24 protein-coding genes, 1 pseudogene and 1 other annotated feature are annotated in these 22,467 nt (G+C 30.2%); of the genes and pseudogenes, 10 read left to right on the forward strand and 15 right to left on the reverse strand.

The features are described 5' to 3' along the window. Positions 1-410, forward strand: a pseudogene (locus tag BN350_RS19215) (PD-(D/E)XK nuclease family transposase); the annotation flags it as partial. Positions 411-422: 12 nt separating this feature from the next. Then, complete coding sequence (locus BN350_RS20025) at positions 423-602, forward strand: hypothetical protein (RefSeq protein WP_049945572.1); 180 nt, start codon at positions 423-425, stop codon at positions 600-602. Between the two features lie 362 nt (positions 603-964). Here the strand turns inward: BN350_RS20025 and BN350_RS13010 are convergent, their stop codons facing one another. The 3 genes from BN350_RS13010 to BN350_RS13020 all read right to left on the reverse strand — a co-directional run bounded on the left by BN350_RS13010 (position 965) and on the right by BN350_RS13020 (position 5,654). Then, on the reverse strand, positions 965-1,939 hold the full coding sequence (locus tag BN350_RS13010; protein ID WP_028043999.1) for an AraC family transcriptional regulator: 975 nt from the start codon (positions 1,937-1,939) through the stop codon (positions 965-967). A gap of 82 nt (positions 1,940-2,021) precedes the next feature. Next, a complete protein-coding gene (locus BN350_RS13015) occupies positions 2,022-4,268 on the reverse strand; it encodes a family 78 glycoside hydrolase catalytic domain (protein ID WP_028044000.1) in 2,247 nt (748 codons plus the stop codon). A gap of 42 nt (positions 4,269-4,310) precedes the next feature. Continuing rightward, positions 4,311-5,654, reverse strand: a complete 1,344-nt coding sequence (locus BN350_RS13020; protein ID WP_028044001.1) for a PTS sugar transporter subunit IIC — start codon at positions 5,652-5,654, stop codon at positions 4,311-4,313. A 174-nt stretch (positions 5,655-5,828) separates the two neighbouring features. Between BN350_RS13020 and BN350_RS13025 the strand changes: the two genes are divergently transcribed. The 6 genes from BN350_RS13025 to BN350_RS13050 all read left to right on the forward strand — a co-directional run bounded on the left by BN350_RS13025 (position 5,829) and on the right by BN350_RS13050 (position 12,145). Next, positions 5,829-6,812: an AraC family transcriptional regulator gene (locus tag BN350_RS13025; protein WP_028044002.1), complete on the forward strand. Its 984-nt coding sequence runs from the start codon at positions 5,829-5,831 to the stop codon at positions 6,810-6,812. Between the two features lie 104 nt (positions 6,813-6,916). Further along, positions 6,917-8,164: a hypothetical protein gene (locus tag BN350_RS13030; RefSeq protein ID WP_028044003.1), complete on the forward strand. Its 1,248-nt coding sequence runs from the start codon at positions 6,917-6,919 to the stop codon at positions 8,162-8,164. Positions 8,165-8,239: 75 nt separating this feature from the next. Continuing rightward, positions 8,240-9,028 (forward strand): ZIP family metal transporter, encoded by a 789-nt coding sequence (locus BN350_RS13035; RefSeq protein WP_028044004.1) that lies wholly within the window; start codon positions 8,240-8,242, stop codon positions 9,026-9,028. A gap of 145 nt (positions 9,029-9,173) precedes the next feature. Continuing rightward, positions 9,174-9,395, forward strand: a binding site (T-box leader). A gap of 42 nt (positions 9,396-9,437) precedes the next feature. Then, entirely contained in the window at positions 9,438-10,421 is a 984-nt protein-coding gene (locus BN350_RS13040; protein WP_028044005.1) for an ABC transporter substrate-binding protein, read from the forward strand. Between the two features lie 10 nt (positions 10,422-10,431). Beyond that, entirely contained in the window at positions 10,432-11,358 is a 927-nt protein-coding gene (locus BN350_RS13045) for an ABC transporter permease (RefSeq protein WP_028044006.1), read from the forward strand. Continuing rightward, positions 11,351-12,145 carry an ABC transporter ATP-binding protein gene (locus BN350_RS13050; protein ID WP_028044007.1) on the forward strand — a complete coding sequence of 265 codons (795 nt, stop codon included), beginning with the start codon at positions 11,351-11,353 and terminating at the stop codon, positions 12,143-12,145. Before BN350_RS13045 ends, BN350_RS13050 begins: the two co-directional genes overlap by 8 nt. A 13-nt stretch (positions 12,146-12,158) precedes the next feature. Here the strand turns inward: BN350_RS13050 and BN350_RS13055 are convergent, their stop codons facing one another. Further along, positions 12,159-12,791 carry a DUF421 domain-containing protein gene (locus BN350_RS13055; protein WP_028044008.1) on the reverse strand — a complete coding sequence of 211 codons (633 nt, stop codon included), beginning with the start codon at positions 12,789-12,791 and terminating at the stop codon, positions 12,159-12,161. A 40-nt stretch (positions 12,792-12,831) separates the two neighbouring features. On the opposite strand from BN350_RS13055, the gene BN350_RS13060 reads away from it, so the two are divergent. Then, positions 12,832-13,185, forward strand: a complete 354-nt coding sequence (locus BN350_RS13060; RefSeq protein WP_028044009.1) for a DUF3792 family protein — start codon at positions 12,832-12,834, stop codon at positions 13,183-13,185. Between the two features lie 11 nt (positions 13,186-13,196). On the opposite strand, the gene BN350_RS13065 is transcribed toward BN350_RS13060, so the two are convergent. From BN350_RS13065 to mltG, 7 genes are all read right to left on the reverse strand, one after another. Then, the gene (locus tag BN350_RS13065) at positions 13,197-13,859 is read right to left on the reverse strand and encodes a YoaK family protein (protein WP_028044010.1); all 663 of its coding nucleotides are present in this window, start codon (positions 13,857-13,859) and stop codon (positions 13,197-13,199) included. Positions 13,860-13,900: 41 nt separating this feature from the next. Next, positions 13,901-14,386 carry a transcription elongation factor GreA gene (gene greA, locus BN350_RS13070; RefSeq protein ID WP_028044011.1) on the reverse strand — a complete coding sequence of 162 codons (486 nt, stop codon included), beginning with the start codon at positions 14,384-14,386 and terminating at the stop codon, positions 13,901-13,903. 71 nt (positions 14,387-14,457) lie between these two features. Next, complete coding sequence (gene udk, locus BN350_RS13075; protein WP_028044012.1) at positions 14,458-15,078, reverse strand: uridine kinase; 621 nt, start codon at positions 15,076-15,078, stop codon at positions 14,458-14,460. Then, positions 15,078-16,325 carry a peptidase U32 family protein gene (locus tag BN350_RS13080; RefSeq protein WP_028044013.1) on the reverse strand — a complete coding sequence of 416 codons (1,248 nt, stop codon included), beginning with the start codon at positions 16,323-16,325 and terminating at the stop codon, positions 15,078-15,080. Before BN350_RS13080 ends, udk begins: the two co-directional genes overlap by 1 nt. Continuing rightward, entirely contained in the window at positions 16,300-17,232 is a 933-nt protein-coding gene (locus tag BN350_RS13085; protein ID WP_028044014.1) for a peptidase U32 family protein, read from the reverse strand. The genes BN350_RS13080 and BN350_RS13085 overlap by 26 nt, the downstream gene beginning before the upstream one ends. Then, a complete protein-coding gene (locus tag BN350_RS13090) occupies positions 17,229-17,837 on the reverse strand; it encodes an O-methyltransferase (RefSeq protein WP_028044015.1) in 609 nt (202 codons plus the stop codon). Before BN350_RS13090 ends, BN350_RS13085 begins: the two co-directional genes overlap by 4 nt. Beyond that, positions 17,825-18,904 (reverse strand): endolytic transglycosylase MltG, encoded by a 1,080-nt coding sequence (gene mltG / locus BN350_RS13095; protein ID WP_028044016.1) that lies wholly within the window; start codon positions 18,902-18,904, stop codon positions 17,825-17,827. The genes BN350_RS13090 and mltG overlap by 13 nt, the downstream gene beginning before the upstream one ends. Before the next feature lie 112 nt (positions 18,905-19,016). Between mltG and BN350_RS13100 the strand changes: the two genes are divergently transcribed. Further along, positions 19,017-20,198 carry a glycoside hydrolase family 3 protein gene (locus tag BN350_RS13100; protein WP_028044017.1) on the forward strand — a complete coding sequence of 394 codons (1,182 nt, stop codon included), beginning with the start codon at positions 19,017-19,019 and terminating at the stop codon, positions 20,196-20,198. Positions 20,199-20,217: 19 nt separating this feature from the next. Here the strand turns inward: BN350_RS13100 and BN350_RS13105 are convergent, their stop codons facing one another. The 4 genes from BN350_RS13105 to BN350_RS13120 form a co-directional block, all read right to left on the reverse strand. Beyond that, entirely contained in the window at positions 20,218-21,303 is a 1,086-nt protein-coding gene (locus BN350_RS13105; RefSeq protein WP_028044018.1) for a lactonase family protein, read from the reverse strand. Between the two features lie 79 nt (positions 21,304-21,382). Then, positions 21,383-21,766 carry a DUF1292 domain-containing protein gene (locus tag BN350_RS13110; protein WP_028044019.1) on the reverse strand — a complete coding sequence of 128 codons (384 nt, stop codon included), beginning with the start codon at positions 21,764-21,766 and terminating at the stop codon, positions 21,383-21,385. Between the two features lies 1 nt (position 21,767). Then, a complete protein-coding gene (gene ruvX / locus BN350_RS13115) occupies positions 21,768-22,190 on the reverse strand; it encodes a Holliday junction resolvase RuvX (protein WP_028044020.1) in 423 nt (140 codons plus the stop codon). Further along, the gene (locus BN350_RS13120) at positions 22,190-22,447 is read right to left on the reverse strand and encodes an IreB family regulatory phosphoprotein (protein ID WP_028044021.1); all 258 of its coding nucleotides are present in this window, start codon (positions 22,445-22,447) and stop codon (positions 22,190-22,192) included. Before BN350_RS13120 ends, ruvX begins: the two co-directional genes overlap by 1 nt. Positions 22,448-22,467: the final 20 nt, after the last annotated feature.

Raw genomic sequence — 22,467 nt, forward strand, 5'->3', positions numbered from 1 at the left:
GATCCATTGAGATTGATGCTTTTGCGACCGCTGATGGTGACTACTTTAATGTCGATGTTCAAAGAGAAAATATGGGAGCACATCCAAAACGAGCAAGATATCATGAAAGCTTAATCAATGCTCACATCAGTTTTCCAAAGGAAAAGTGGAATCAGATTCCGCGTGTATATGTTATCTTCATTGCTGAACATGATGTGTTAGGCTACGGACTACCAATTTATCATATTAGCAGAAGGATTAACGAAAACAATGAGAAATTCAATGATGAGTCAGTCATCATCTATGTCAATGGTGCCATTTGGGATGATACACCACCGGGCAGACTTATGCATGACTTTCAATGTCAGAATGCTGATGACATGTACTATGAAGTATTAAGAGAGAAAGTAAAGTATTACAAAGAAGGATGAGGAAAAGTTCAAATGTGTAAAATCATGGAGCAAATTAAGAATCAGGGTATTGAAATAGGTGAAACAAGAACAACAGTTCATAATATTAAGCAAATCATGTTAAAAATGAATTATACACTTGAGGAAGCTATGGACTTATTAAATATTCCAGAAGCCAAACAGCAACTTTACAAAGAAAAAATTTATTCATAGTTATACTGACAATTAGAATGAGATTTATAATAAAAGGAAGAGTCAATTTCACCACCAAAATGAACAAGACTTTTCCTTTTACTTTTTTAATAATTATTAAAATTTATATTTATCTAATATAGCAGTGCTAATGATTAACAAAGCACTGCCTAAAATAATCACAAATCTAAAGGCATAATTTATATTTAACCATGTAAGAAACTCCTGATCATTGATAACGCAAACAATACACAACAATATAATTATGAAACTCCAGATAGTTCTATTAAATATTTTTAAGTGCTTCTTCTTTACTATTTGATATATATTCATCATTGAACACATATAAATCATAAAAATTAAAATAAAGACAATTAACATATTTAATCATTCCTTTCATAATGTAATCTATATTCTTGAGGAGTCATATGAAAATACTTTTTAAAAATACGGTAAAAATAAGATATATTTTCATAACCAACTTCCTGAATAATCTCAGATAAAGGCAATCTTGTTGTCACTAAAAGTTCTGTAGCAGTTTTTAGTTTCTTTTCTTGCATAAGTTGAGTAAATGTTTTTCCAGTTTGTTTCTTAATAATCTTACATATTTTATAATCTGGTTGATGAATATTTTTTGATAAATCTATTAATGTGCCATCATGATAATGTATAGCAATGTATTTTAATATTGTACTGCTCAACACTTTTTCATAAGTATTACCCGTATAACTCTCTATATGTTCTGGATGATTCATTAACTCTGTTAATAAAAGACCAACTAACAGTTTTAATTCAATATGATTGTAAAGCTGTGGTTCATAAATATTAATAATGATAGATTCAATATAAGAAGTTACTTTTTGATTTTCTTGTACTTTAAACACCAGAAATTCACCATCATTATCATATGAATATAAAGTATCAAAAATAAATTTTGAAAGAACATTCTCATCTTCTATCATAGTTGATAAAAATCGCAGAAATTCTGGTCTTATAATAAAATTAAAGATAATATCATTTTCATGACAATAATCAATAGAGTGTTCAATATTCTGATTTAACAAAAGAAGTTGACCTGTTTCAATTGTGATATCTTGACTATTGATATGATGTGTCATTGTTCCACTATAGACATACATTAATTCAACATAGTTATGACGATGTGAGGGATACTGAGTGAATCTTGCATGTTTTCTTACAGAGAACATTTGATTATCATTTAAAAGATGATGATAGTCTATAATATTGGAATTTTCATTATAAAAGATACTTTTATCTATTGTTTGTATCCCATTCAATGAGTTGATTTCTTCTTCAGTAAAACAAACAAGCTGTTCTAATATGTATGTAGGTATCACGATGTTTCCCCTCCTACTAACTCTCTTTTCATTATAAGTCATATTCATTTCATTTTCAAATGACTAAAAAGGATAGTGTATTCTATCCTTGCGTATATATGATCATTTCATCATCAGAGATTTCCTTTTGATAATCTTGATTGAGATCAATCTCATAATGAATACTTTCTGGAATGCTAAGCTTCCAAATTATACGATAACCCTCTCTTTGCCATAACGAACGAATTGTTCCTTGTTTTGTCTCAATTGAACATTCAACATGATTCACTATTTTAGAAAAATAAGGTGAGAGTTTAACTTTATTAAATCCAACAGCATCTTCACAAATTTGTATACCAGCTAATGCCTGATAATACCATTGTTGATAACTTGCAAACATTGCATGATTTAATGAAAGTTGTTCACCAACAAATAATTCTGCTAAAGCTTTATTACCACCTTTTAACATAGCACGATAACCAATATCACTCTCTTGTAGTAACCATTTCTCAATGACATCATTATAACCGTAGCGATTTAAAACTTCATATGTGAGAACCATTCCATAAATACCAGAATTGAAAATTCCTTGATCAGCTTCTATTTTTTGAACAAATTTTTGACATAGTAATTCTGATGAAGTCAATTGTAAAGCGATCGCAAAGGCAAAGCTTGTTTGAGTTCCTTCACCAAAAGTTCCATCATCATTTTGGAATTTATGAATTATCATTAATTTTAATTCATCATATCGTTTCTGATAGAGTGATATATCTTGATTGATAATTTGTCCAATGAGAATATTGTATTTTAAAAATAGTAAAACTGTACAATACCCTAAAAACAACTTATCTGGTGTTGGTTTTCTGAATTGACCTGCGATTAACAAACTTCCATGATCACCCAAACAACAATGAACTAACTTTTCTAAATCATAATCTAACAAATATTTTATCTGTTTTAAAAGATATGGATATTCTTCCTCTAATAGACTCTTATCTCCATAATACTGATAATGTTTATAAGTTAAATATGGGTAAACAAGTTGCCATAATAATGGTCCTTCACCTTGTCCTGTTCCATTGGATTGAATACCAACATATGGAGCAGTTTCTGGAATTCCACCATTTTCAGTCTGTTCATAACGAAAATCTCTGATTATTTTTTTATAGAACTCTTCTAAATCAAACAGATAGAGATTTGAAATTGCTAAAGCAACCATATCACCACCATATCCTAATCTTTCACGTGCACAATCTTCAAATGTACCATGAACATTATTTAATTTTGTACGCATTGCTGCATCATATAGTTGAGTAAGAATCGCATTATCAGTTCTGACTGTTCCTATTTGTTTTAAATCAGTATGAACATAAGTTGCTGATAAACTCTTTATATCTTCTTGGTGTAGACCTTGAATCAATACATATCGAAATGAGTGATAAGTAAAAGTATTTGTATAATCATTATATCCATTACATGCAATCAATTCATCTTTTTGAATGCCCATAGTTGGTGCACCTAAACCGCCATTCACAGTAAAATCTTGAATCTGTTCTCCAACACTTCCTGCTAAACATGTATGATAATCCATGACTCCATCTTTAAAGTTTTCACTATATTGAAGAATAATATGCTGATAATCTTGAGCCTGAAATTCAATATTTATAAAACCTGAAATCATCTCTCCAAAATCAACAACAAGTCCATCATTTGTTTTGATATACTTTTTGGGAAGAACTGTATCTTTTCTTCTAATAGGAGGAATTTTATTCAATTGCATATGTCTTTTCACTTGATCAGTGCATACTGATTGAAAAGATGATTCATAGTCATGTAAATCAACTCTTTCGCCTAAATAAAGATTATCGAATAAGAATTGACCTTCTTTCATCAGCCATGATTCATCACTTGATAAAATGACATTTTCATCTTGAATCAAATCACAAATAACTCTTGGTTCTCCAATCTCTTTTAAACGTTCTCTTAAATTATATTTTCCAAATAAGCGTAAAGGAGAAGGATTATACATCCCATTTCCCAATTCTATTTGAATTTCATTTTGACCAATCTGTAAAAATGATGTTACATCATAAATATCATAATACACACATTTTTGAAATTGCGTCCATACAAGATTTAACTCATCTTGTGTTATTCTTTTTCCATTAATAGAAATAACTGAATATCCCAATGTCGCAATATATAAATATGACGCTTTTATACTTTTCATATAAAATTGTTTAAAAACAATTGTATTTCTATGATCTTGATAATATAAAGAATCATCTTGACCATAATCCCTATCATAACCCTTTATCCAGCATCCCTTAAATTGATAATCATCTGTCATAAATTTCATCTCTTTCATAAAAGAAATACATATCAAAGAAGTTTATTCAACTTCTTTGACTGTTTCTCCCTCTTGATTTTGTAATTCTAATTCTGCTTCTTCTTTCAATATCTGATTATCAGCAACTTTAACAAATGGCAACCAAATCAATACAACTGCAACTAAACAAACAATCTGTAAAATAGAACCAGCAATACTTCCCGTTGTAAGATATCCACTGATAATAAGAGGTGTTGTCCAGGGAACTTGTGCTAACCCTGTACAAACAGGAACCAATTTTAAAGCAAAAGCCATATAAGAAATCACAATAGATGCAACATTACTTAAAATAAATGGAATGAAGTAAACAACATTCATCATTAATGGAATACCAAACAATGTTGGTTCTCCAACATTGAAGATGTATGGTACACCAGCAATTTTCTTCATTTCTTTATAACGTTTACTTTTTGCGATTAAGATAATTGCAAGAATTGATCCAACGATTCCAATTCCAGCAAAACTATCCCAGAAACTTTGACAGATAATATTTGCAGGAACGCCTCCTGCCATAGAAACAGTTTTATTAGCATCCTGTAACACTTGGAAGATAGGTGTCATGACACCATTGACAATAGAATCACCATGAATACCAAAGAACCATAATAATTGTGAGAACATCTTTACAACAATAACACCTGGTAAAGACCCTCCTACCGCTTGAAGTGGCATACCTAAGACAGTATTGAAAATAGCTAAAGCACTACCACCACTAAAAGCATCAATAACTAATCTAATAATCCAGAAAATTGTAATCACGACAAATGAAGGAATAATAGATTCAAACGGTGCAGATACTGCTGGTGGTACAGCCGCAGGCATTTTAATTTTAAAACCTTTTTTATCAATAAACTGATAAACTTTGGCAGTCATAATAGAAATCAAGATTGATAAGAAAATTGTTTGTGCACCTAAAAAAGTTACATCAATAAATTTTATATTTGTATTGGCATCAATAGTCTGAGTTCCAAATGGAACCAATAAAACAAAAGATACAACAGCTGTTAATGTCACTTGCATACCATTGATTTTCAACTTATCAGCTAAAGATCTAGAAATTGCAAGCAATACTAATAAACCACCTATACCTAAACTGGCATCATTAACCAAAGCAAGTTTTCCTTGCCACACAGCAGTTTTTAAACCAGTGATATTGGTAATAAAATCAGTAAATGCTGGGACTGGGAAGAACGCAATAATCAAGAAGATAGATGCAATAAATGCAAAAGGCATATATGCAAGCATGCCATCTTTAATCGCATTAATATAAATATTTCCACTTAATTTGATAGATACTTTTCCAAGAACATTTGAAAGAGTATCAAAAAACGAATTTTTACTTTCCATAAAAGTATTTCCCCTTTCGATTGACTTTTATATCATGTTGTAATTGAATAGGCCATATCGTTATTACACATACATTATAAAATGTTCTTCATATCTCTACAATGTCAGAATACGATTTTATGACTATCAAAATTCGACTCAATAAGGTACAATAGATAAAAGGAAGTGAAAATGATGAACTACCAAGAATTAGAAGAAAGACTTTGTTCTCCAATGGCTTATAGCTATACTTCAGACGAAGAACTCCTTAGCCACTTTAAAGAAAAATTTACAATCGTTTCCTATCACAAGGATATTATGTTTATTTTCCATCATGAACGTGAATTTCAAAATCGCAATCATATTATCAATCTCCATCAAAGAGCGAGTGGTCGTGTTCCTATGCATATCTTTCACTATATTGTTATGACATATGTTTATTCTGGAACATTTGAAATTACAGTTGAAAATGAAACAGTCACATTGAACGCTGGTGACATTATTGTTTTTGATAAACATGTTCCTCATAGCGTTGCTAAAACGAGTGAAAATGATTTAGGTGTGAATATTATTCTTCATGAAAATTATTTTTCAAAACGTTTTATCAATAAATTACCTAATGATCAGTTAATGTCACAATTTATGATAGAACTTATGAATCATCAGCATACACACAATCATTATCTACTATTTTATACACATCAGGATCACCTGATTCATAACTGTATTCAAAATATTTTATGTGAATATTTCGATTCACAACTTTCTTCAGATGATATTATCGATAACTATATTATGATTCTTATCACTCATCTTGCAAGAAAAGGCCAATATAATACAAATTTATCTGTTAATACTTTTAAAAACCAAGAACTATTGAATAAGATTATTGAATATATCCAACATCATTATCAAGAAGGAAATTTAAATAAAATGTGTCGACATTTTGGTTATGATCCTTCTTATACAAGTAAACTTATTAAGAAATTTGCTGGTAAAACATTTAAAGAAATCGTTAATGAAGAGCGAATGAAAAATGCTATGATTCTCTTACAAAACAAGGAACTTCCTATATATGAAATTGCACAAGAAATTGGCATACAAAATCTCACATCCTTTTATAAACGTTTTCAAGAATATACAGGAGAAACACCTCAAAATTATCGAAACCAATTATAAATTCATCAAAACAGTTCAATTTTATCATCTGCATTTTCAAAACTTGCATTTTTTCTTCACAATAAGTTCAAGACTTGTTATAATAATACACGAGGTGATGAATCGTGGAAAAACGTGAACCAAAAGATTTAACAAATTATGAACGACGTTTTGAAGAAGATCCTAGCTCGTTTAATGATTTTCAAGCTATGGACTATGTAAGAGAATTAAAAAATCAAGGACGTACTGACGAGGCAATTGAAGTCGGAAAAACATTCTTGCAAGTTGGTGAAGGATTAACTGGGTATATTAATCAGTATTGTTATGCTCTTTATAATAAATTCATTAATATTGATGAAAGCCAAATAGCAGAAAAAGAAGATTTGTTTTTTGGTATTGTTGATGAAATTGCGTCTTTATGTAAACAGGAGAAGTATTCTCCTTTAGAAGCAGCAATCAATAAAGCAACAAAATATGTCATGAGTAAAACTCCAGTCAATTATAAAAAATTATCAGAATTGCTTGATCAACTAGATGTACAAACATTAAGTGTTGAGCCTTTTGTTAATAATGCTGGAAAAGAATATGAATCAAAAAAAGAAAAATGGTATCGTTTAAAAGTAAGATGCTCTTTCGAACTTGGAGATTATAAACAATGTGTTGAATATGCCAATATGGCTTTCGCACAACCAATCAAATGGCATTACAACAATTCAAATTGGGTAAAATATTATCGTGCTTCTTCTTTAGTAAAATTGGAAAGATATGAAGAAGCAGAAAATGAATTCTTATCTTTAGGTAATAGAATTCCTAATGTTGATTCATTTGATGTTTTATATGATTTGTATATGAATACTGGTAAAGAAAAAGATGCTTATACAAATTTAATTTATAAGTTCTTTACATCTGGTTATGATCCAAAACAATTATCATTATATGAAAAAGTATTAGAGATGGTCAAAAAAGGAAAAAATCCTGAAGTTATTGCTATTGCAAATGCATTTGTTTATAAGTTAAATGAAGAATTGCAACAAAATACTTCTGATTATGAAATTACTGATGAGTATAAAGATTTAGATAGTAGTACATTATATGATCGTTTATATAATCAATTAATGGAACATCTAGATTCTTATATTGAACGTTATGAAGGAAAAGTTGTTTATTATAATAATGATAAACAATTTGGAAGTATTTATCAGGAAGATGATGATAATTTATTCTTTAGACAATCTGATTATATCTATGATGAGATTGTTGAGAAAAGAGATGTTGTGGAATATAGTGTTATGAAAACATTTGATGTTAAAAAACAACGTCCAACTACAAAGGCTATTTTGTTAAAGACCCTTTATGAGGATATTAGTTACTAAGCTATGAAATTTTCATAGCTTTTTTCTTTTGTCACTTATTATACATTAATGCATAATTTATAAAGAGGTGAAATTATGTTATCAATACTTCAAGAGATGCCTATTTTGATTTTCATTGGAGCAATTATCTTTAATTGGCTTTCTACTTTTTTAGGGGCTTCTCTTGTCTATTTTACAAAAAAAGAAAATCAACATTTAATTTCTATTGCTTTGGGAAGTAGTGCTGGTATTATGATTGCAGCATCTTTTTTCTCATTAATTCTACCAGCCATGGATTTATTAGAGGGCTTAAGTAAATGGTATCTACTGATTATTCCTTTTGGGTTCTTCTGTGGTGTTCTCTTTTTAACATTATGCGACCATTTCCTGCCACATGAACATATGGTATCTGGAGAGATTGAGGGAATTGATTCAAAGCTTTCACAAAATCAATTACTTATGTTAGCAATGACTTTGCATAACATTCCTGAAGGTTTAGCTGTTGGTGTAGCCTTTGCCTGTGCACATCAGGATATTATCCCTGCATTAATTTTATCTATTGGTATTGGCATTCAAAACTTTCCAGAAGGAACCGCTATTTCATTACCGATGCATCAATATGGAAAAAGTAAGTTTGTTGCTATGATGTATGGACAGTTCTCTGGTATTGTTGAAATACCAGCAGCTATTATTGGCTATATCTTTGCCACAGCAATCAATAATGTTCTTCCCTTTGCATTAAGTTTTGCAGCTGGTGCAATGTTATTTGTCTGTGTTGAAGATATGATTCCAGAAGCATCATGTAAAAATCAGATAGATATTGGAGCTATCTCCTGTATGATAGGCTTCTTGATTATGATGGTTTTAGATATTATGTTATCTTAGGAATAGTTATTCTATTCCTCTTTTATGATATTTATAAATATTATACTTAAATTTCTATTTTTCACTTTTCTTTATGTAAAATTAAAATGTTTGTATTGACAAACAAATTCCATTCCTTTAAGATAAGAGATATACATTTATAAAAACAAAAACATTGATGTGACAAAGTAAAAATTCCTGAGACATAAGAGATATGATGGTTGGTGCAAATCATACGTTAAGGAGTTTTGAATTCACCACGGAGTTGTTATTCTGATAAGGAATAACCGGAGTCATAACGTTATTTATGAAAAGTTTTCAACTTACGAAGGTTATACTTGTGAAAGTATAACAAACTGAGGTGGTACCGCGATCACTCGCCCTCTATGAGCGAGTGTTTTTTGTTTTTATAGGAATGGGGAGGAAAAATATGAAAAAATTAGCTGTATGTATGTTAGCATTAGGATTAATGCTTACTGGTTGTGGTTCAAACAATTCAGAACCTAGTGAAACTAAAGATTTATCAAAAGTGAAGATCGGTGCTATTCAATTAGCACAACATCCTGCATTAGATAAAGCATATGAAGGATTTCAAAAAACATTAGCAGAAGCTGGGATTAGTAAAGATCAAATTGATTATCAGAATGCAAGCGGTGATGCTTCTAACTGTCAAACAATTGCAGAGAAGTTTACAAATGATGGTGTTGATTTAATCTATGCGATTGCAACTGATGCCCTTCAAGCTGCTGCTAACAAAACAACAACAATTCCTGTTATTGGTGCTGCTGTAACAAACTTTGAAGAAGCTGGTGTTGTGAAATCAAATGAGAAACCAGAAACAAATGTGACTGGAGCAAGTGATATGAATCCAGTGAAGGAACAAATGGATTTATTAAAGAAATTAGTACCAAGTGCTAAAAAAATCGCCATTTTCTATTGTAGCGATGAAGCAAATTCAGTCTACCAAGGAAATATTGCCAAAGAAGCTGCTACAAAAATTGGTTTAGAACCTACAATTGTGACTGTCCCAAATGATTCAAGTGCAATCTCTCAAGTTACTGAATCTTTGATTGGTAAGTATGATGCAGTTTATATTCCTACAGATAACTTATTAGCTTCAAATATGGCTACAGTTGCTCAAATTACAAATGCTAATAAAATACCTTGTATAGTTGGTGAAGAAAGTATGTGTAAAAACGGTGGTATTGCAACATTAAGTTTAGATTATTATACTGTTGGTGCTAATGCAGCCAAATCAGCATTAGCAATCTTAAAAGGTGAAGCAAAACCAGAAGAAACTCCTGTGACTTTTATTGATGCAAAGGATTGTAAATATTTTGTCAATAAAAAAGTTGCTGATCAATTAGGAATAACTATTCCAACTGATTTGAATGCAACACTCATTGAAGAATAGGTGTATATAAATGGGATTATTATTATCATTACAAGGTGCTGTGGGCCAAGGGATTCTTTGGGGAATCATGGCCCTTGGTATATATTTAACATTTCGTGTTTTAGATATTGCTGATTTATCTGTTGATGGAAGTTTTGCAACCGGTGGTGCTGTTTGTGCTGTTTCCATTATTAATGGGATTCATCCAGTTATTGCTGTTATATTGGCAACTTTATCAGGTTTTGCTGCTGGATTTATCACTGGTTTCTTGCATACAAAATGTAGAATGCCAGCCATCTTAGCAGGAATTTTAACACAATTAGCTTTATATTCAATCAATTTAAGAATTATGGGAAAGAGTAATATTCCTCTTCTTCAATCTTCTACATTATTTAAAGATTTTGCAAATTTTGTAAATATGACACCAAATTGGATTACCATTATTATTGGACTCATTTGCAGTCTTCTTGTGATTATTGGTATCTATTGGTTCTTAGGAACAGAATTTGGATCATGTTTACGAGCAACAGGTAACAATGAAAATATGGTTCGTGCAAATGGAGTCAATACTGATACAACAAAATTATTTGGCTTAATGTTAAGTAATGGATTGGTTGCTATGAGTGGTGCTCTTGTTACACAACAACAAAGTGTTGCTGATGTTAAAATGGGTGTTGGAGCAATTGTTATTGGACTTGCTTCAATAGTCATTGGAGAAGTTGTTTTTGGTAAAAAAGCAGGATTTAAATTAAGATTGGTTTCTATTATTATTGGTTCTATTATTTATCGTATTATTGTTGCTCTTGTTTTACAGATGGGATTAAATACAGATGATTTAAAGTTATTAACAGCATTAATTGTTGCGATTGCTTTAACTGTTCCTGTGCTTCTTGAAAAGAAAAAACGTGTTGCTATGTACAAGAAACTTACTGGAAAGGAGTTCCAAGATAATGCTTAAATTAGAAAAAGTATCAAAATCTTTTAATGTTGGAACACCTAACGAAAAGCAAGTTCTAAAAAAATTGAATTTAGAACTTAATGAAGGTGATTTTGTCACTGTTATTGGTGGTAATGGTGCTGGTAAAAGTACTATGCTCAATATGATTGCTGGAGTTTATCCAATTGATTGTGGAATTATTACACTTGATGGAAAAAACATTTCTCTTGCTGCTGAATATGAACGTGCAAAGATGATTGGTCGCGTTTTTCAAGATCCAATGATGGGTACTGCTGGTGATATGCAAATTATTGAAAATTTAGCAATGGCAGCTCGCCGTGGTAAAAATAGGACACTTCGCTGGGGTGTTACAAAAGAAGAAAAGAAAGAATATTATGAAGTTGTTAAGACATTAGGCTTAGGTCTAGAAGAAAGATTAACAAGTAAAGTTGGTTTACTTTCTGGTGGGCAGCGCCAAGCTTTAACACTTTTAATGGCAACTTTGCATAAACCAAAACTTCTTTTGTTAGATGAACATACTGCTGCTCTTGATCCTGCAACAAGTGCAAAAGTTTTAAATTTAACAAATAAAATAGTGACCGAGCAGAATTTAACAGCTTTAATGGTCACTCACAATATGAAAGATGCTATTGATATTGGCAATCGTCTCATCATGATGTATGAAGGTCATATTATCTATGATGTCAGAGGAGAAGAAAAGAAAAAATTAACAGTTAATGACTTACTCAAGAAATTTGAAGAAGCTATTGGTGAAGAATTTGTTAACGATAGAATGTTATTAGGCTAGAACTTCTAGCCTTTTATTTTTTTATAAAAAAGAGTCTTTCTTTTTCTAATACACAATAAAAAATATCTCTATAATCACTTACCCCATGCTGATGAAGTTGTTTTTTTAGCCATGCTTCATCTCTATTCATTGTTTTTAAGATTTCATAATTAATTTCACCATCATTAATTAATGATTCCGGCATATCTACCTGACTCTTTTGAGATTCAATTACTGATAATTGTCCATCTGTTTCTAATACAGCAAATTCGACTTCTGATAATGAACCAATACCTTGTTCTCTTAAATGATGGCACAAATCATCAACCGAATAATTTAAAGCCCTCATTTTCTCCTGATTTAATTTACCTTTATAAACAATAAAAGTGGGATGTCCCTCTAATACTTTTTTTACAGGTTTATACTTCATAGATACAAAAGAACATAATTTATCTAACACAATAATAACAAGTGCTGCTAATGCACCATGCATAAAATTAACATTATCATCACCAATAGAAATTGTCATTAATTCACTGATCAATAAAAAAACAATGAGATCTGAAACACTTAATTTACCCATTTCCTTTTTGCCAAGATATCTTAATAAAAAGACAAGATAAAAATATGTGGCAATACATTCAATAAATATTTCTACATATTTCATAAACCAAACTCCTTTTCATATACTATACAAGGAGGAAATTATGAAAAAAACAATACGTACTTATATCAATACTCTATTATTATTTCTCATTCCCTTTGTAGTGATTTCATTTATTCTTGCCATTTTATCTTATTTCATGCAAACAAACTCTTTTATTATGAATATTATGATTCAGGTGATTTCATATTTATTATTAATTGTTGCAGCACTATATTTTACTTCACAAATCACGAAAAAAAGAATATCTCATTGCTTATGTTTTACATTAATTTACTTTTTATTAAGTTTATTGATTCATTTAGGAAATATTCATTATATTCATTTATTTGTCAAATCACTATTGTTTATTGTTATTGGTTTCTTTAAAGAAATAAGAAGTCAAAAAACGGCATAAAAAAACAAGTTTTAACCAACTTGTTCAATAAACATAAAAACAGTAACAACAATTAATAAAAGGACGGGAATAAAGAGCGCTTTTATTACAAATTGATTTGTAAAAAAGACCCCTAAGCATGCACCAAGTATAAAAAATAGAATAATCATGTAGTACTCAAGACTCCTAATCAGAGTCTTTTTATCTTTTGTATGAAAATAGAGATAAAGATTTTCTGTCGCACTTCTTAAATTACCTGTACACATTGTTGAAGCATAAGGAACACCATGAAACTTTCTAAAACTCTCTACTTGTAACGAACAAACAAAAGAAATCATAATATTACATATCATATTATAATTTTGTGGTATAAAGATAATTATACATAAAACAAGCAATTCAATACATAAGATAATTTGACGCCAATGGATTTTAGGATGATTTCTAAAATGATGTTTAATCATTTCAGAAATCAATATCCCTACTAAAAAAGCAATAATTGGTAACAGATAGTATAATGCCTGTAAAAAATTCTGGTTCATTAACTGTATACCAAAGAGTACTATATTTCCTGTTTGTGCATTAGCAAAAACATGTCCTCGGCATAAATAAGTATAAGCATCTAAAAATCCTCCTACTATTGCTAAAACAATACCAATTTGAATAGTATCTGACATCTGTCTTTTCTCATTCATTTTTTACCCCCAAAAAAGAAAAAGATGATGTTGCCATCATCTTAAGAAATATATTCTATCTTTAAAATCTTAACCTCATAAGGTTCAGCAACCCCAACAGATACTATTTCATTGACACCATGATCCAAAATTGCTTTTGCTAATGGTGATTCATTTGATATTTTTCCATTTAAAGGATCAGTTTCAAATGTTCCGACAATAGTATAAGATTCTGGTTCAGGATTTTCTTCAGATAAATCTAAGATAGTTACTGTTGCTCCTGGTTTAGCAACATTAATATCTAATTGTGATTCATCAATGATTTGCACATGCAATAACATTTGATCAATTTCTTTAATTCTTGATTCAATATGTGCTTGTTTATCTCTAGCAGAATCATAGTCAGCATTTTCAGACAAGTCACCTTGTGAACGTGCTAATTGTAATTCTTCAATAACCTTAGGTCTTTCAACATTAATTAAATGTTCTCTTTCCTGTTTTAATGTTTCTACCCCACTTTGGGTTAATAATACTGCATCATGATCCATAAATATTCACCTCGCGAACTATACTATATCATAAAAATAATAAAATTGCTAGCACTAATCTATTTTTATAACTAATCAACAATACTTTTTATTTTTGTAATTAATAAATCAACCGCCACACGATTGCTACCACCCTCGGGAATAATAATATGAGCATATTTTTTAGAAGGCTCAATAAACTGCTCATGCATAGGTCTTACAGTATTAAGATACTGATTACAAACCGAATCAACACTTCTTCCACGTTCCTGTGTATCACGTTTTAAACGTCTAATAAAACGAATATCACTATCTGTGTCAACATAAACCAATATATCACATAACTCTCGAATACGTTCTTCTGCTAAAACAAATATACCTTCTAAAATAATAACATCTCTTCCTTCTATTGTCTCCGTTACTGGACTACGATTATGTTGTGTATAATCATATGTAGGTTTTTCTATTGTTTGTTTGTTCTTTAACTGTTTTAAATGTTTTACTAGTAAATTAGTATCAAAAGCAAAAGGATGATCGTAATTTGTCTTTGTTCTCTCTTCATATGTTAAATGACTTTGATCTTTATAATAATCATCCTGTTTCAAAATTTTAACTTTATGATTTCCTTGAAAAGCCTCATATAATTGCTCAGCAATTGATGTTTTACCAGAAGCACTTCCTCCAGCAATACCTATTATAATAGCATAATCCATCATCTGATAACCTTCCTTCCCATATCATTTGGTAATACTTCTTCATCAATTTGAACATATAAAACTTCCATTGGATGATTAGCAACCTCAATGATTTCTCTATCTTCATTATAGAGTTTTTTTACTGTAAAGAAAAGGTTTGGATGATGTGGTGAGAAAATTTCTATTTTATCACCTACTTTAAAATAATTGCGCTGTTCTATTTTTGCTAAATGATTTTGTGTATCATAATCTAAAATACGCATAACAAATTCTTGAGTTGGATGTTCATCTCTTAAAAAGAATAATTGCTCATCCTTGGTTGGATGATCATAGAAAAAACCATGACATAAAGCACGATTAGCTGCCTTCAATAACTCATCTCGATAACTCTCATCCGGTTGAAAATAATCAGGATCATCGCAGTAAGCATCAATTAATTTTCGATAAGTTGATACAACAGTAGCAATATAATGCAATGACTTCATTCTTCCTTCAATCTTAAAAGAATCAACACCTAATTCTATTAACTCACCAATGTGATCAATCAAAGACATATCTTTACTAGACATACTAAAAGGCATATCATCTTCTCTATTCACAAGCATATCATTCTCATATAAGTCATAATACCAGCGACATGACTGTGAACAGCCACCACGATTTGCATCTCTACGACTCAAGTAGTTAGATAACATACACCTTCCAGAATAATGAATACACATAGCACCATGAATAAAGTATTCTACATCAACAGGTGCATAATGCATAATTGTTTTCAAATCTTCATATGTCACTTCACGTCCCAAAACAACACGATCCATTCCCATCTCTTTATAAAACTCAATGGCTTTTAAATTAAGGGTTGATAATTGTGTCGAAACATGAACTTCTAAATGAAGATTCATTTCTTTTGCAATCTTCATAATATACGGATCAGCAACAATAATTGCAGTTACACCAATATCATCTAAACACTGTAAATACTCCTTAATCCCCTCTAAATTATCCTGATGTAATATAATATTACATGTCACATGAATATGTGCATGGTATTGTTTAGCAAATATAACTGCTTCTTTAATATCATCAAGTGTAAAATTTGATGCTTGTGAACGTAAAGAAAACTCTTTTCCACCAACAAATACAGCATCAGCACCATACATAATTGCAACCTTTAACTTTTCTAAATTCCCTGCTGGTGCTAATAACTCTGGTTTTTTTATAATCTTTCTTTTTCCATTAATGATTTGACTCACGTTTCTCATTATCCATTTTCCTCATATCTTCTAATTTATAAACAGTCTGATCAAATAAAAATCCTCTATCCAACGGTGTCTTTAAACGATACAATAAATTCATATATTCTTTAACATCCTTATTATATGTACCATTTTTAAAACTTTTTAATGCATCACTATATAAAGAAGCAACCTCTATCGCCTCTCCTTCACTCATCATCAATGTTTCAATATACAAATAATCAAATTCTTGTATTTGGTTAAATAAATCCAAAGTATATAATCTTGTATCAGAGAAAATATGTGTTCCTTTTTCATCCTCAAAAATTCTCAATAAATAATCAGAATTTTTTGCTTTTAATTTTAAATGAGTTTGACCATAAAGATCAAATTCCAATAAAGATGCTTCTTTATAATTAGATAGTAAAGTTCTTTTACTAGCCGCTATATATTCAACGCCATGACCATGCAACATTAAAGGCATATGAACTTCCTTTAAAATCATTAATTGTTCTTCTAAAGGAATAACCTTTGATAAAAAAGCACTTGTGACACCTTCCTCTTTTAATACATTTAATGTGTTTGCATTTGTATTTAAAGTTTCTGGATCATACATCATATCAAAATGATAATGTTTTTCTTTAACAATCTGTAAAACACCAAAATCCTGAAAAAGAATCCCTTTAATATTCAATTTTGACAACTGATCAATATACTTTTCTAAATCAGCAATCACATACTGATCATATAATGCATTCACAGCGACATAAAAATAACAATCTGCATATTGATTAGTAAGTAATTCTATTTCCGCATATGAAAAACAATAAGGTGCATGAAATGAATACTGACCCCCTAACACAAATGTATCAATTCCCATATCTATATAATCATACATTCTTTCTTTTTGATTAAGTGATAAAACTATTTTCATTCTTTTTCCTTTCTTTTAATCACACATATCCCATCTCCAATAGGATAATAATTGACATCATAGTCTTCATGATTAAAAATCCAATCTTTAAATCTCTTGATTTTCTTGACCAATTGTTTCGTATTTCTATTTTTAATATGATCAATATCAAAAATCATACCATGAAAATCTAAATTATCAACAATGATGATTCCTTTTTCTTTAACATAAGGAACATACTTCTCAAAAAATTTCTGATATTGAGCCTTTGCTGCATCAATAAACAAGCAATCATATGGAGTATTATGAAGGAAATGTTCATCAAAAGATAAAGCATCATTATGATGAATTGTAATTTGCTGTGTTAAACCAAAATCATCAATATGTTTCACAGCTTCTTGATAACGTTCATTATCAAGTTCAATTGTTTCAACTTTTAAACGATCGACATGTGTAGCCATCATTATTGCAGAATATCCAATAGCTGAGCCAATTTCTAAACATGATGTAGCTTGAATTTCTTGAAGTTGAGAAATCAAAAAGAGGATCCCCTCTTTTTGCATAACTGGTATATTTCTCTTTAATGCATCTTGTTCTAAATCTTCTAATTCTATTACTCTAACCATAATTTTGCATCCTTTGCCTTTTGGACTTCTTTTGTATGTTCTTCATATGATTTAGTATAAACCACTTTACTCTTATTGGTATCCTCTGGATCTTTCATGGCAAAAAAGTATAGATAGTCATGATGTTTATAGTCAATACATGCCTTCATTGTGGTATCTGGAACAGTACTAATAGGTCCAATAGGTAACCCTGTATATTTGTATGTATTATACTGAGAATCAATCTGTAAATGTGCTGTTGAAACATTCACACCAGTTCTCTGCCAAGCATAATTCACTGTAATATCACTTTGTAGCAACATCCCTTTATCTAAACGATTTTTAAAGACACCAGCTATCATTGGACGATCTGTTTCATCGCTTCCTGATTCTCTTTCAACAACAGAAGCAAAAGTAAGAAATTGATGTGGTGTCCATCCTAATTTTTGAATATCATCTTTATAGGCAGATAATTTTTTATCCATCATATTTAAAGCCAATTGTGTTACTGATTCAAGTGTTGGCTTTTCTTCAGTAATAAAGTATGTTTCTGGATAAAGATATCCTTCAAGTGGATACATAATATTTTTATTTAAGATACTCTCATCAATAAACCAATATTCCTTTATTAAAGATTTTAAATAATCTTGTTTTTCCCATTGTTTGATAACTTCATCTTTAGATATATCTAAAACTTTTGCGACAGAACTAGCAACCTCAGGAATTGTATTTCCTTCTTTAATTGTTAACTTTGACTTCAAAATATATTCAAAGTCAGGGTCTTCAATAATTGAAAAGATTTGGGATAATGACATATTCTTATTAAAAAGATATGTATTGGCTTGTAGATTATCAAAATGATTCAGCTTTAAAAATATTTTTCCACATAACTTATTCTGAACAAGTCCTGCTTCATCTAATACATCTAACATTTGTGTTGCAGATGTACCAGATTCAATTTTAACAACAACTTCTTCATTCTTTGATGATACTGCTGAAATACCATTATTATAAAATAAAAGACTTCCTAAAATTGCAACAGCAATAATAGCTCCAATACCTATTAAAATGAACTTTTTATTTTTCATAAAACATCCTCCATCTTTATTATTATAAGTGATTTTACAACAATTATCAATAAAACATCTTTTTTTGCATTGTTTTACAAAATAAACTATAATAAATCTAAGGAGTGATTTAATGAATTTAAAAAAATTAACTATTTTATCATTGATTATTACATTAATGAGTAGTTGTCAGCCAAATAAGGAAAATACTGTTACAACATCAAAACCGCAAAATGAATTAAGTTTTTCTGCTCAGGATACATTAGATTCTATGTCATTAAAAGAAAAGATTGGTCAATTATTTATAGTTAGACCAGAATCTTTAGATTTTTCATTGAACTCAAAACAAGTTCATGATCCTCATCAATACGGGCTAACAAACTGTAATGAAAACATGTTATCTGCACTTAAAGATTATCCTGTTGGTGGTATTGTGATGTTTTCAAAAAATATAACATCACCTTCTCAAATTCAGTCATTTATTCATAATTTTCAAAAAAATAGTGATATTCCTTTATTTATGGGAGTAGATGAAGAAGGTGGTCAAGTATCTAGAATTGCAAGTACAAATGGATTTCAAGTTAAAAAATATAAAAGCATGACAGAAATAGGAGATACAAATAATCCTGATAATGCAAAAAATGCAGGTATAGAGATAGGAAAATATCTTCACGAATATGGGTTTAATCTTGATTTTGCTCCAGATGCTGATATCAATACAAATCCACACAATCCAATTATTGGCACACGTTCTTTTGGTAGTGATCCTCAATTGGTTGGAAAAATGGTAAGTGCTACGATTGAAGGTTTCCATAGTTCAGATATTATGACATGTATTAAACATTTTCCGGGTCATGGCGATACTCAGACTGATACACATTTAGGATATGCTTCAACAAACAAAAACTGGCAGGAAATGTTAAAATGTGAAATGATTCCATTTCAAATGGGAATAGAAGCCAAAACTGATATGGTTATGGTTTCACATATCACAGCAGTCAATGTATCTTCAGATCAATTACCTGCCTCTCTTTCTTATGAAATGATTACTGAAAAGTTGCGTCATGAGTTAAATTATGATGGAATTGTTATTACTGATTCTTTAGCTATGCAAGCTATTACAAAACAATATAATTCAAAAGAAACTGCTATTAAGACTATTCAAGCTGGCTCTGATATTCTTTTAATGCCTGACAATTATAAGGAAGCTTTTGATGGTCTCATGAATGCTGTAAAGAATGGAATTATTGATGAACAACAAATCGATCAAAGTGTTTTAAAAATACTACAATTAAAGGAAAAATATCTATTTTAAAAGGATGAACTCGTCATCCTTATTTTTTTTCATATACTCTTCCCTCAACCATACAAACAGGTTCACCAACTGGATAATTGAAATGTGTTTCAAATAAAACACCTTTAGATTCTTCACGTTTTAACTCATATGATTCCAAAGTTCCACCTTTTTGTGATGCAACAACTAACCATCGATCATTAACCATAATCATTGATCTTGGATTTTCATCAGTATCAACGTATTCAATATATTCCAATTGACCATTTTCCTGATTAACGCCAAAGACGCTCACAGAGTCATGACCACGATTAGAAGCAAACAAATAATCACCAGATTGAGATAAAACAAGATCTCCTGCTAAACTTTCTTTAGCAAACTCATCTTTTGGATATGTATCAATTTCCTGAACAAAAGTAAACTGACAATCATTGTATTGATATACAGCCACTGTATTTGAAAGTTCATTAAGAATATAAGCAAACTTTCCATCATTTGAGAAAACAATTTTCTTAGGTCCTGAACCAGGTTTAACTTTAAAAGTATTCTCTTCATCTCTTTCAAGTTTTCCTTTTTCCCCAACACAATATAAAACAATCTCATCAGTTCCCAAATCACACACAACAATTCTTTGATGATCTGGTGTTTCATAAACAAAATGAGGATGTGGTTCACCCTGACGTTTTGGATCCACACTATGTCCAACATGTTTAATACATTGCGTTACTTTTACAATCTTCTGTTTTAATATTGGAATTGTCACGACTTCTCCATTATAATAATCAGCAGCATAAACAAAACTTCTATCTTCTGTGACATAAGAATTCATATATGTCTTTCCCTTATAATAAACTTTACCTGCTAATCCAAATTGGAGATCCATGCTTGCATATTGCCATATTCCTCCATCGGTATTTGTGCCACTATTATTTTTATAACATACATAAATAAAACGTTCACGTCTAAATATTGCTGTTGGATTTGTGAGTGACTTATAAAATTTCTTTTTAATTAATTCACCATTATCAACATCTAAATGAAAAACATACATTCCTCTTGTTAAATGATTTCCATAACTTCCTACAAATATTGGTTTCACATGTCTTGTTGGAAAAAATAATCCCATCTTTAAAATCCTCCTTAATACTTTTTATATTATTTCATATTTATATGAATTCTTTATAAACAAAGAAAGGTAACTTTCGTTACCCTTTATTATGACAACAGCATTCATGATCATCATCATGATCTTCACCATGACAACAAACATGTTCTTCATCATTATCATGACAACAAACATGATCTTCATCACCTTCATGGCAACATACATGTTCTTCTTCGTCTTCAGCATCTTCAGCCAGGAAACTATTAAAGACTTCTTCAATCATTTCCCATTCTTCTGGTGTCTCTACTGGATATAAATGTCCTTCATCATCATAAATTGATGAATAAACTTGTGGTGCTTCAACACTTGCATCATAATATAAAACATATTTCTTTTGAGTTTCATCACTTTCAAAAGTAAATAAAACATCAAATTCTAATTCATCACCATTATCATCAATAACTTGTATTTTATTTGCGTCCATACTATCTCCTTTGACTATCTAAATAACCTTGTAAAATCTGTATAGCAGCCATCTTATCAATGACTTGCTTTCTTTTCTTTCTTGATACATCAGCAAAAATTAATTGATTCTCAGCAATAACAGTTGTGAGTCTTTCATCAACTAAAATGACTTCAACATCCATCATTTTTTCAAGTCTTTCTTTAAAATCAATAGAGATTTGTGCTCTTTCGCCCAAATCTCCATTCATATGCTTAGGTAATCCAAGAACAATAGTATGAATGTTATTTTGTTGAACAATTTCTTTAATATGATAAGCAGCACTCTTATAATGATTATCTTTAAAGTGATATGTCTCGACCCCATGAGCAATCATACCTAAAGCATCACTCATTGCTATTCCACATGTTCTTGATCCTAAATCTAAACCTAATATTTTCTCCACTATTTAGACTCCAAATAAAATTTAACGAGTTCCTCAATAATTTCATCACGATCAATCTGCTGAATAATAGAACGTGCACCTTTATGACTTGAAATATAAGCAGGATCATTAGAAATCAAATATCCAGCGATTTGATGCACTGCATTATATCCTCTCTCGTCTAAGGCTTGTGAAACTGTCATTAAATTTGCATGAATAACTTCTCTTTTAATCTCTTCTGAATTAAATAGACGTGTTTGAGTAAAATCCTTTGCCATAGCACATACCTCCTGTCTAT

This window comes from Candidatus Stoquefichus massiliensis AP9, assembly GCF_000455285.1.
Lineage (GTDB): Bacteria > Bacillota_I > Bacilli_A > Erysipelotrichales > Coprobacillaceae > Stoquefichus > Stoquefichus massiliensis.

What these genes read in the sequence shown, in the direction of transcription:
- udk (WP_028044012.1), bottom strand. Translation starts at nt 15,078, where the DNA reads ATGGATTATGCTATTATAATAGGTATTGCTGGAGGAAGTGCTTCTGGT.
- BN350_RS13090 (WP_028044015.1), bottom strand. Translation starts at nt 17,837, where the DNA reads ATGGTTAGAGTAATAGAATTAGAAGATTTAGAACAAGATGCATTAAAG.
- BN350_RS13120 (WP_028044021.1), bottom strand. Translation starts at nt 22,447, where the DNA reads ATGGCAAAGGATTTTACTCAAACACGTCTATTTAATTCAGAAGAGATT.
- BN350_RS13080 (WP_028044013.1), bottom strand. Translation starts at nt 16,325, where the DNA reads ATGAGAAACGTGAGTCAAATCATTAATGGAAAAAGAAAGATTATAAAA.
- BN350_RS13015 (WP_028044000.1), bottom strand. Translation starts at nt 4,268, where the DNA reads ATGACAGATGATTATCAATTTAAGGGATGCTGGATAAAGGGTTATGAT.
- BN350_RS13025 (WP_028044002.1), top strand. Translation starts at nt 5,829, where the DNA reads ATGAACTACCAAGAATTAGAAGAAAGACTTTGTTCTCCAATGGCTTAT.
- greA (WP_028044011.1), bottom strand. Translation starts at nt 14,386, where the DNA reads ATGGATCATGATGCAGTATTATTAACCCAAAGTGGGGTAGAAACATTA.
- BN350_RS13045 (WP_028044006.1), top strand. Translation starts at nt 10,432, where the DNA reads ATGGGATTATTATTATCATTACAAGGTGCTGTGGGCCAAGGGATTCTT.
- BN350_RS13100 (WP_028044017.1), top strand. Translation starts at nt 19,017, where the DNA reads ATGAATTTAAAAAAATTAACTATTTTATCATTGATTATTACATTAATG.
- BN350_RS13065 (WP_028044010.1), bottom strand. Translation starts at nt 13,859, where the DNA reads ATGAATGAGAAAAGACAGATGTCAGATACTATTCAAATTGGTATTGTT.
- BN350_RS20025 (WP_049945572.1), top strand. Translation starts at nt 423, where the DNA reads ATGTGTAAAATCATGGAGCAAATTAAGAATCAGGGTATTGAAATAGGT.
- BN350_RS13110 (WP_028044019.1), bottom strand. Translation starts at nt 21,766, where the DNA reads ATGGACGCAAATAAAATACAAGTTATTGATGATAATGGTGATGAATTA.
- BN350_RS13040 (WP_028044005.1), top strand. Translation starts at nt 9,438, where the DNA reads ATGAAAAAATTAGCTGTATGTATGTTAGCATTAGGATTAATGCTTACT.
- BN350_RS13105 (WP_028044018.1), bottom strand. Translation starts at nt 21,303, where the DNA reads ATGGGATTATTTTTTCCAACAAGACATGTGAAACCAATATTTGTAGGA.
- BN350_RS13085 (WP_028044014.1), bottom strand. Translation starts at nt 17,232, where the DNA reads ATGAAAATAGTTTTATCACTTAATCAAAAAGAAAGAATGTATGATTAT.
- BN350_RS13055 (WP_028044008.1), bottom strand. Translation starts at nt 12,791, where the DNA reads ATGAAATATGTAGAAATATTTATTGAATGTATTGCCACATATTTTTAT.
- BN350_RS13060 (WP_028044009.1), top strand. Translation starts at nt 12,832, where the DNA reads ATGAAAAAAACAATACGTACTTATATCAATACTCTATTATTATTTCTC.
- BN350_RS13035 (WP_028044004.1), top strand. Translation starts at nt 8,240, where the DNA reads ATGTTATCAATACTTCAAGAGATGCCTATTTTGATTTTCATTGGAGCA.
- BN350_RS13020 (WP_028044001.1), bottom strand. Translation starts at nt 5,654, where the DNA reads ATGGAAAGTAAAAATTCGTTTTTTGATACTCTTTCAAATGTTCTTGGA.
- mltG (WP_028044016.1), bottom strand. Translation starts at nt 18,904, where the DNA reads ATGAAAAATAAAAAGTTCATTTTAATAGGTATTGGAGCTATTATTGCT.
- BN350_RS13050 (WP_028044007.1), top strand. Translation starts at nt 11,351, where the DNA reads ATGCTTAAATTAGAAAAAGTATCAAAATCTTTTAATGTTGGAACACCT.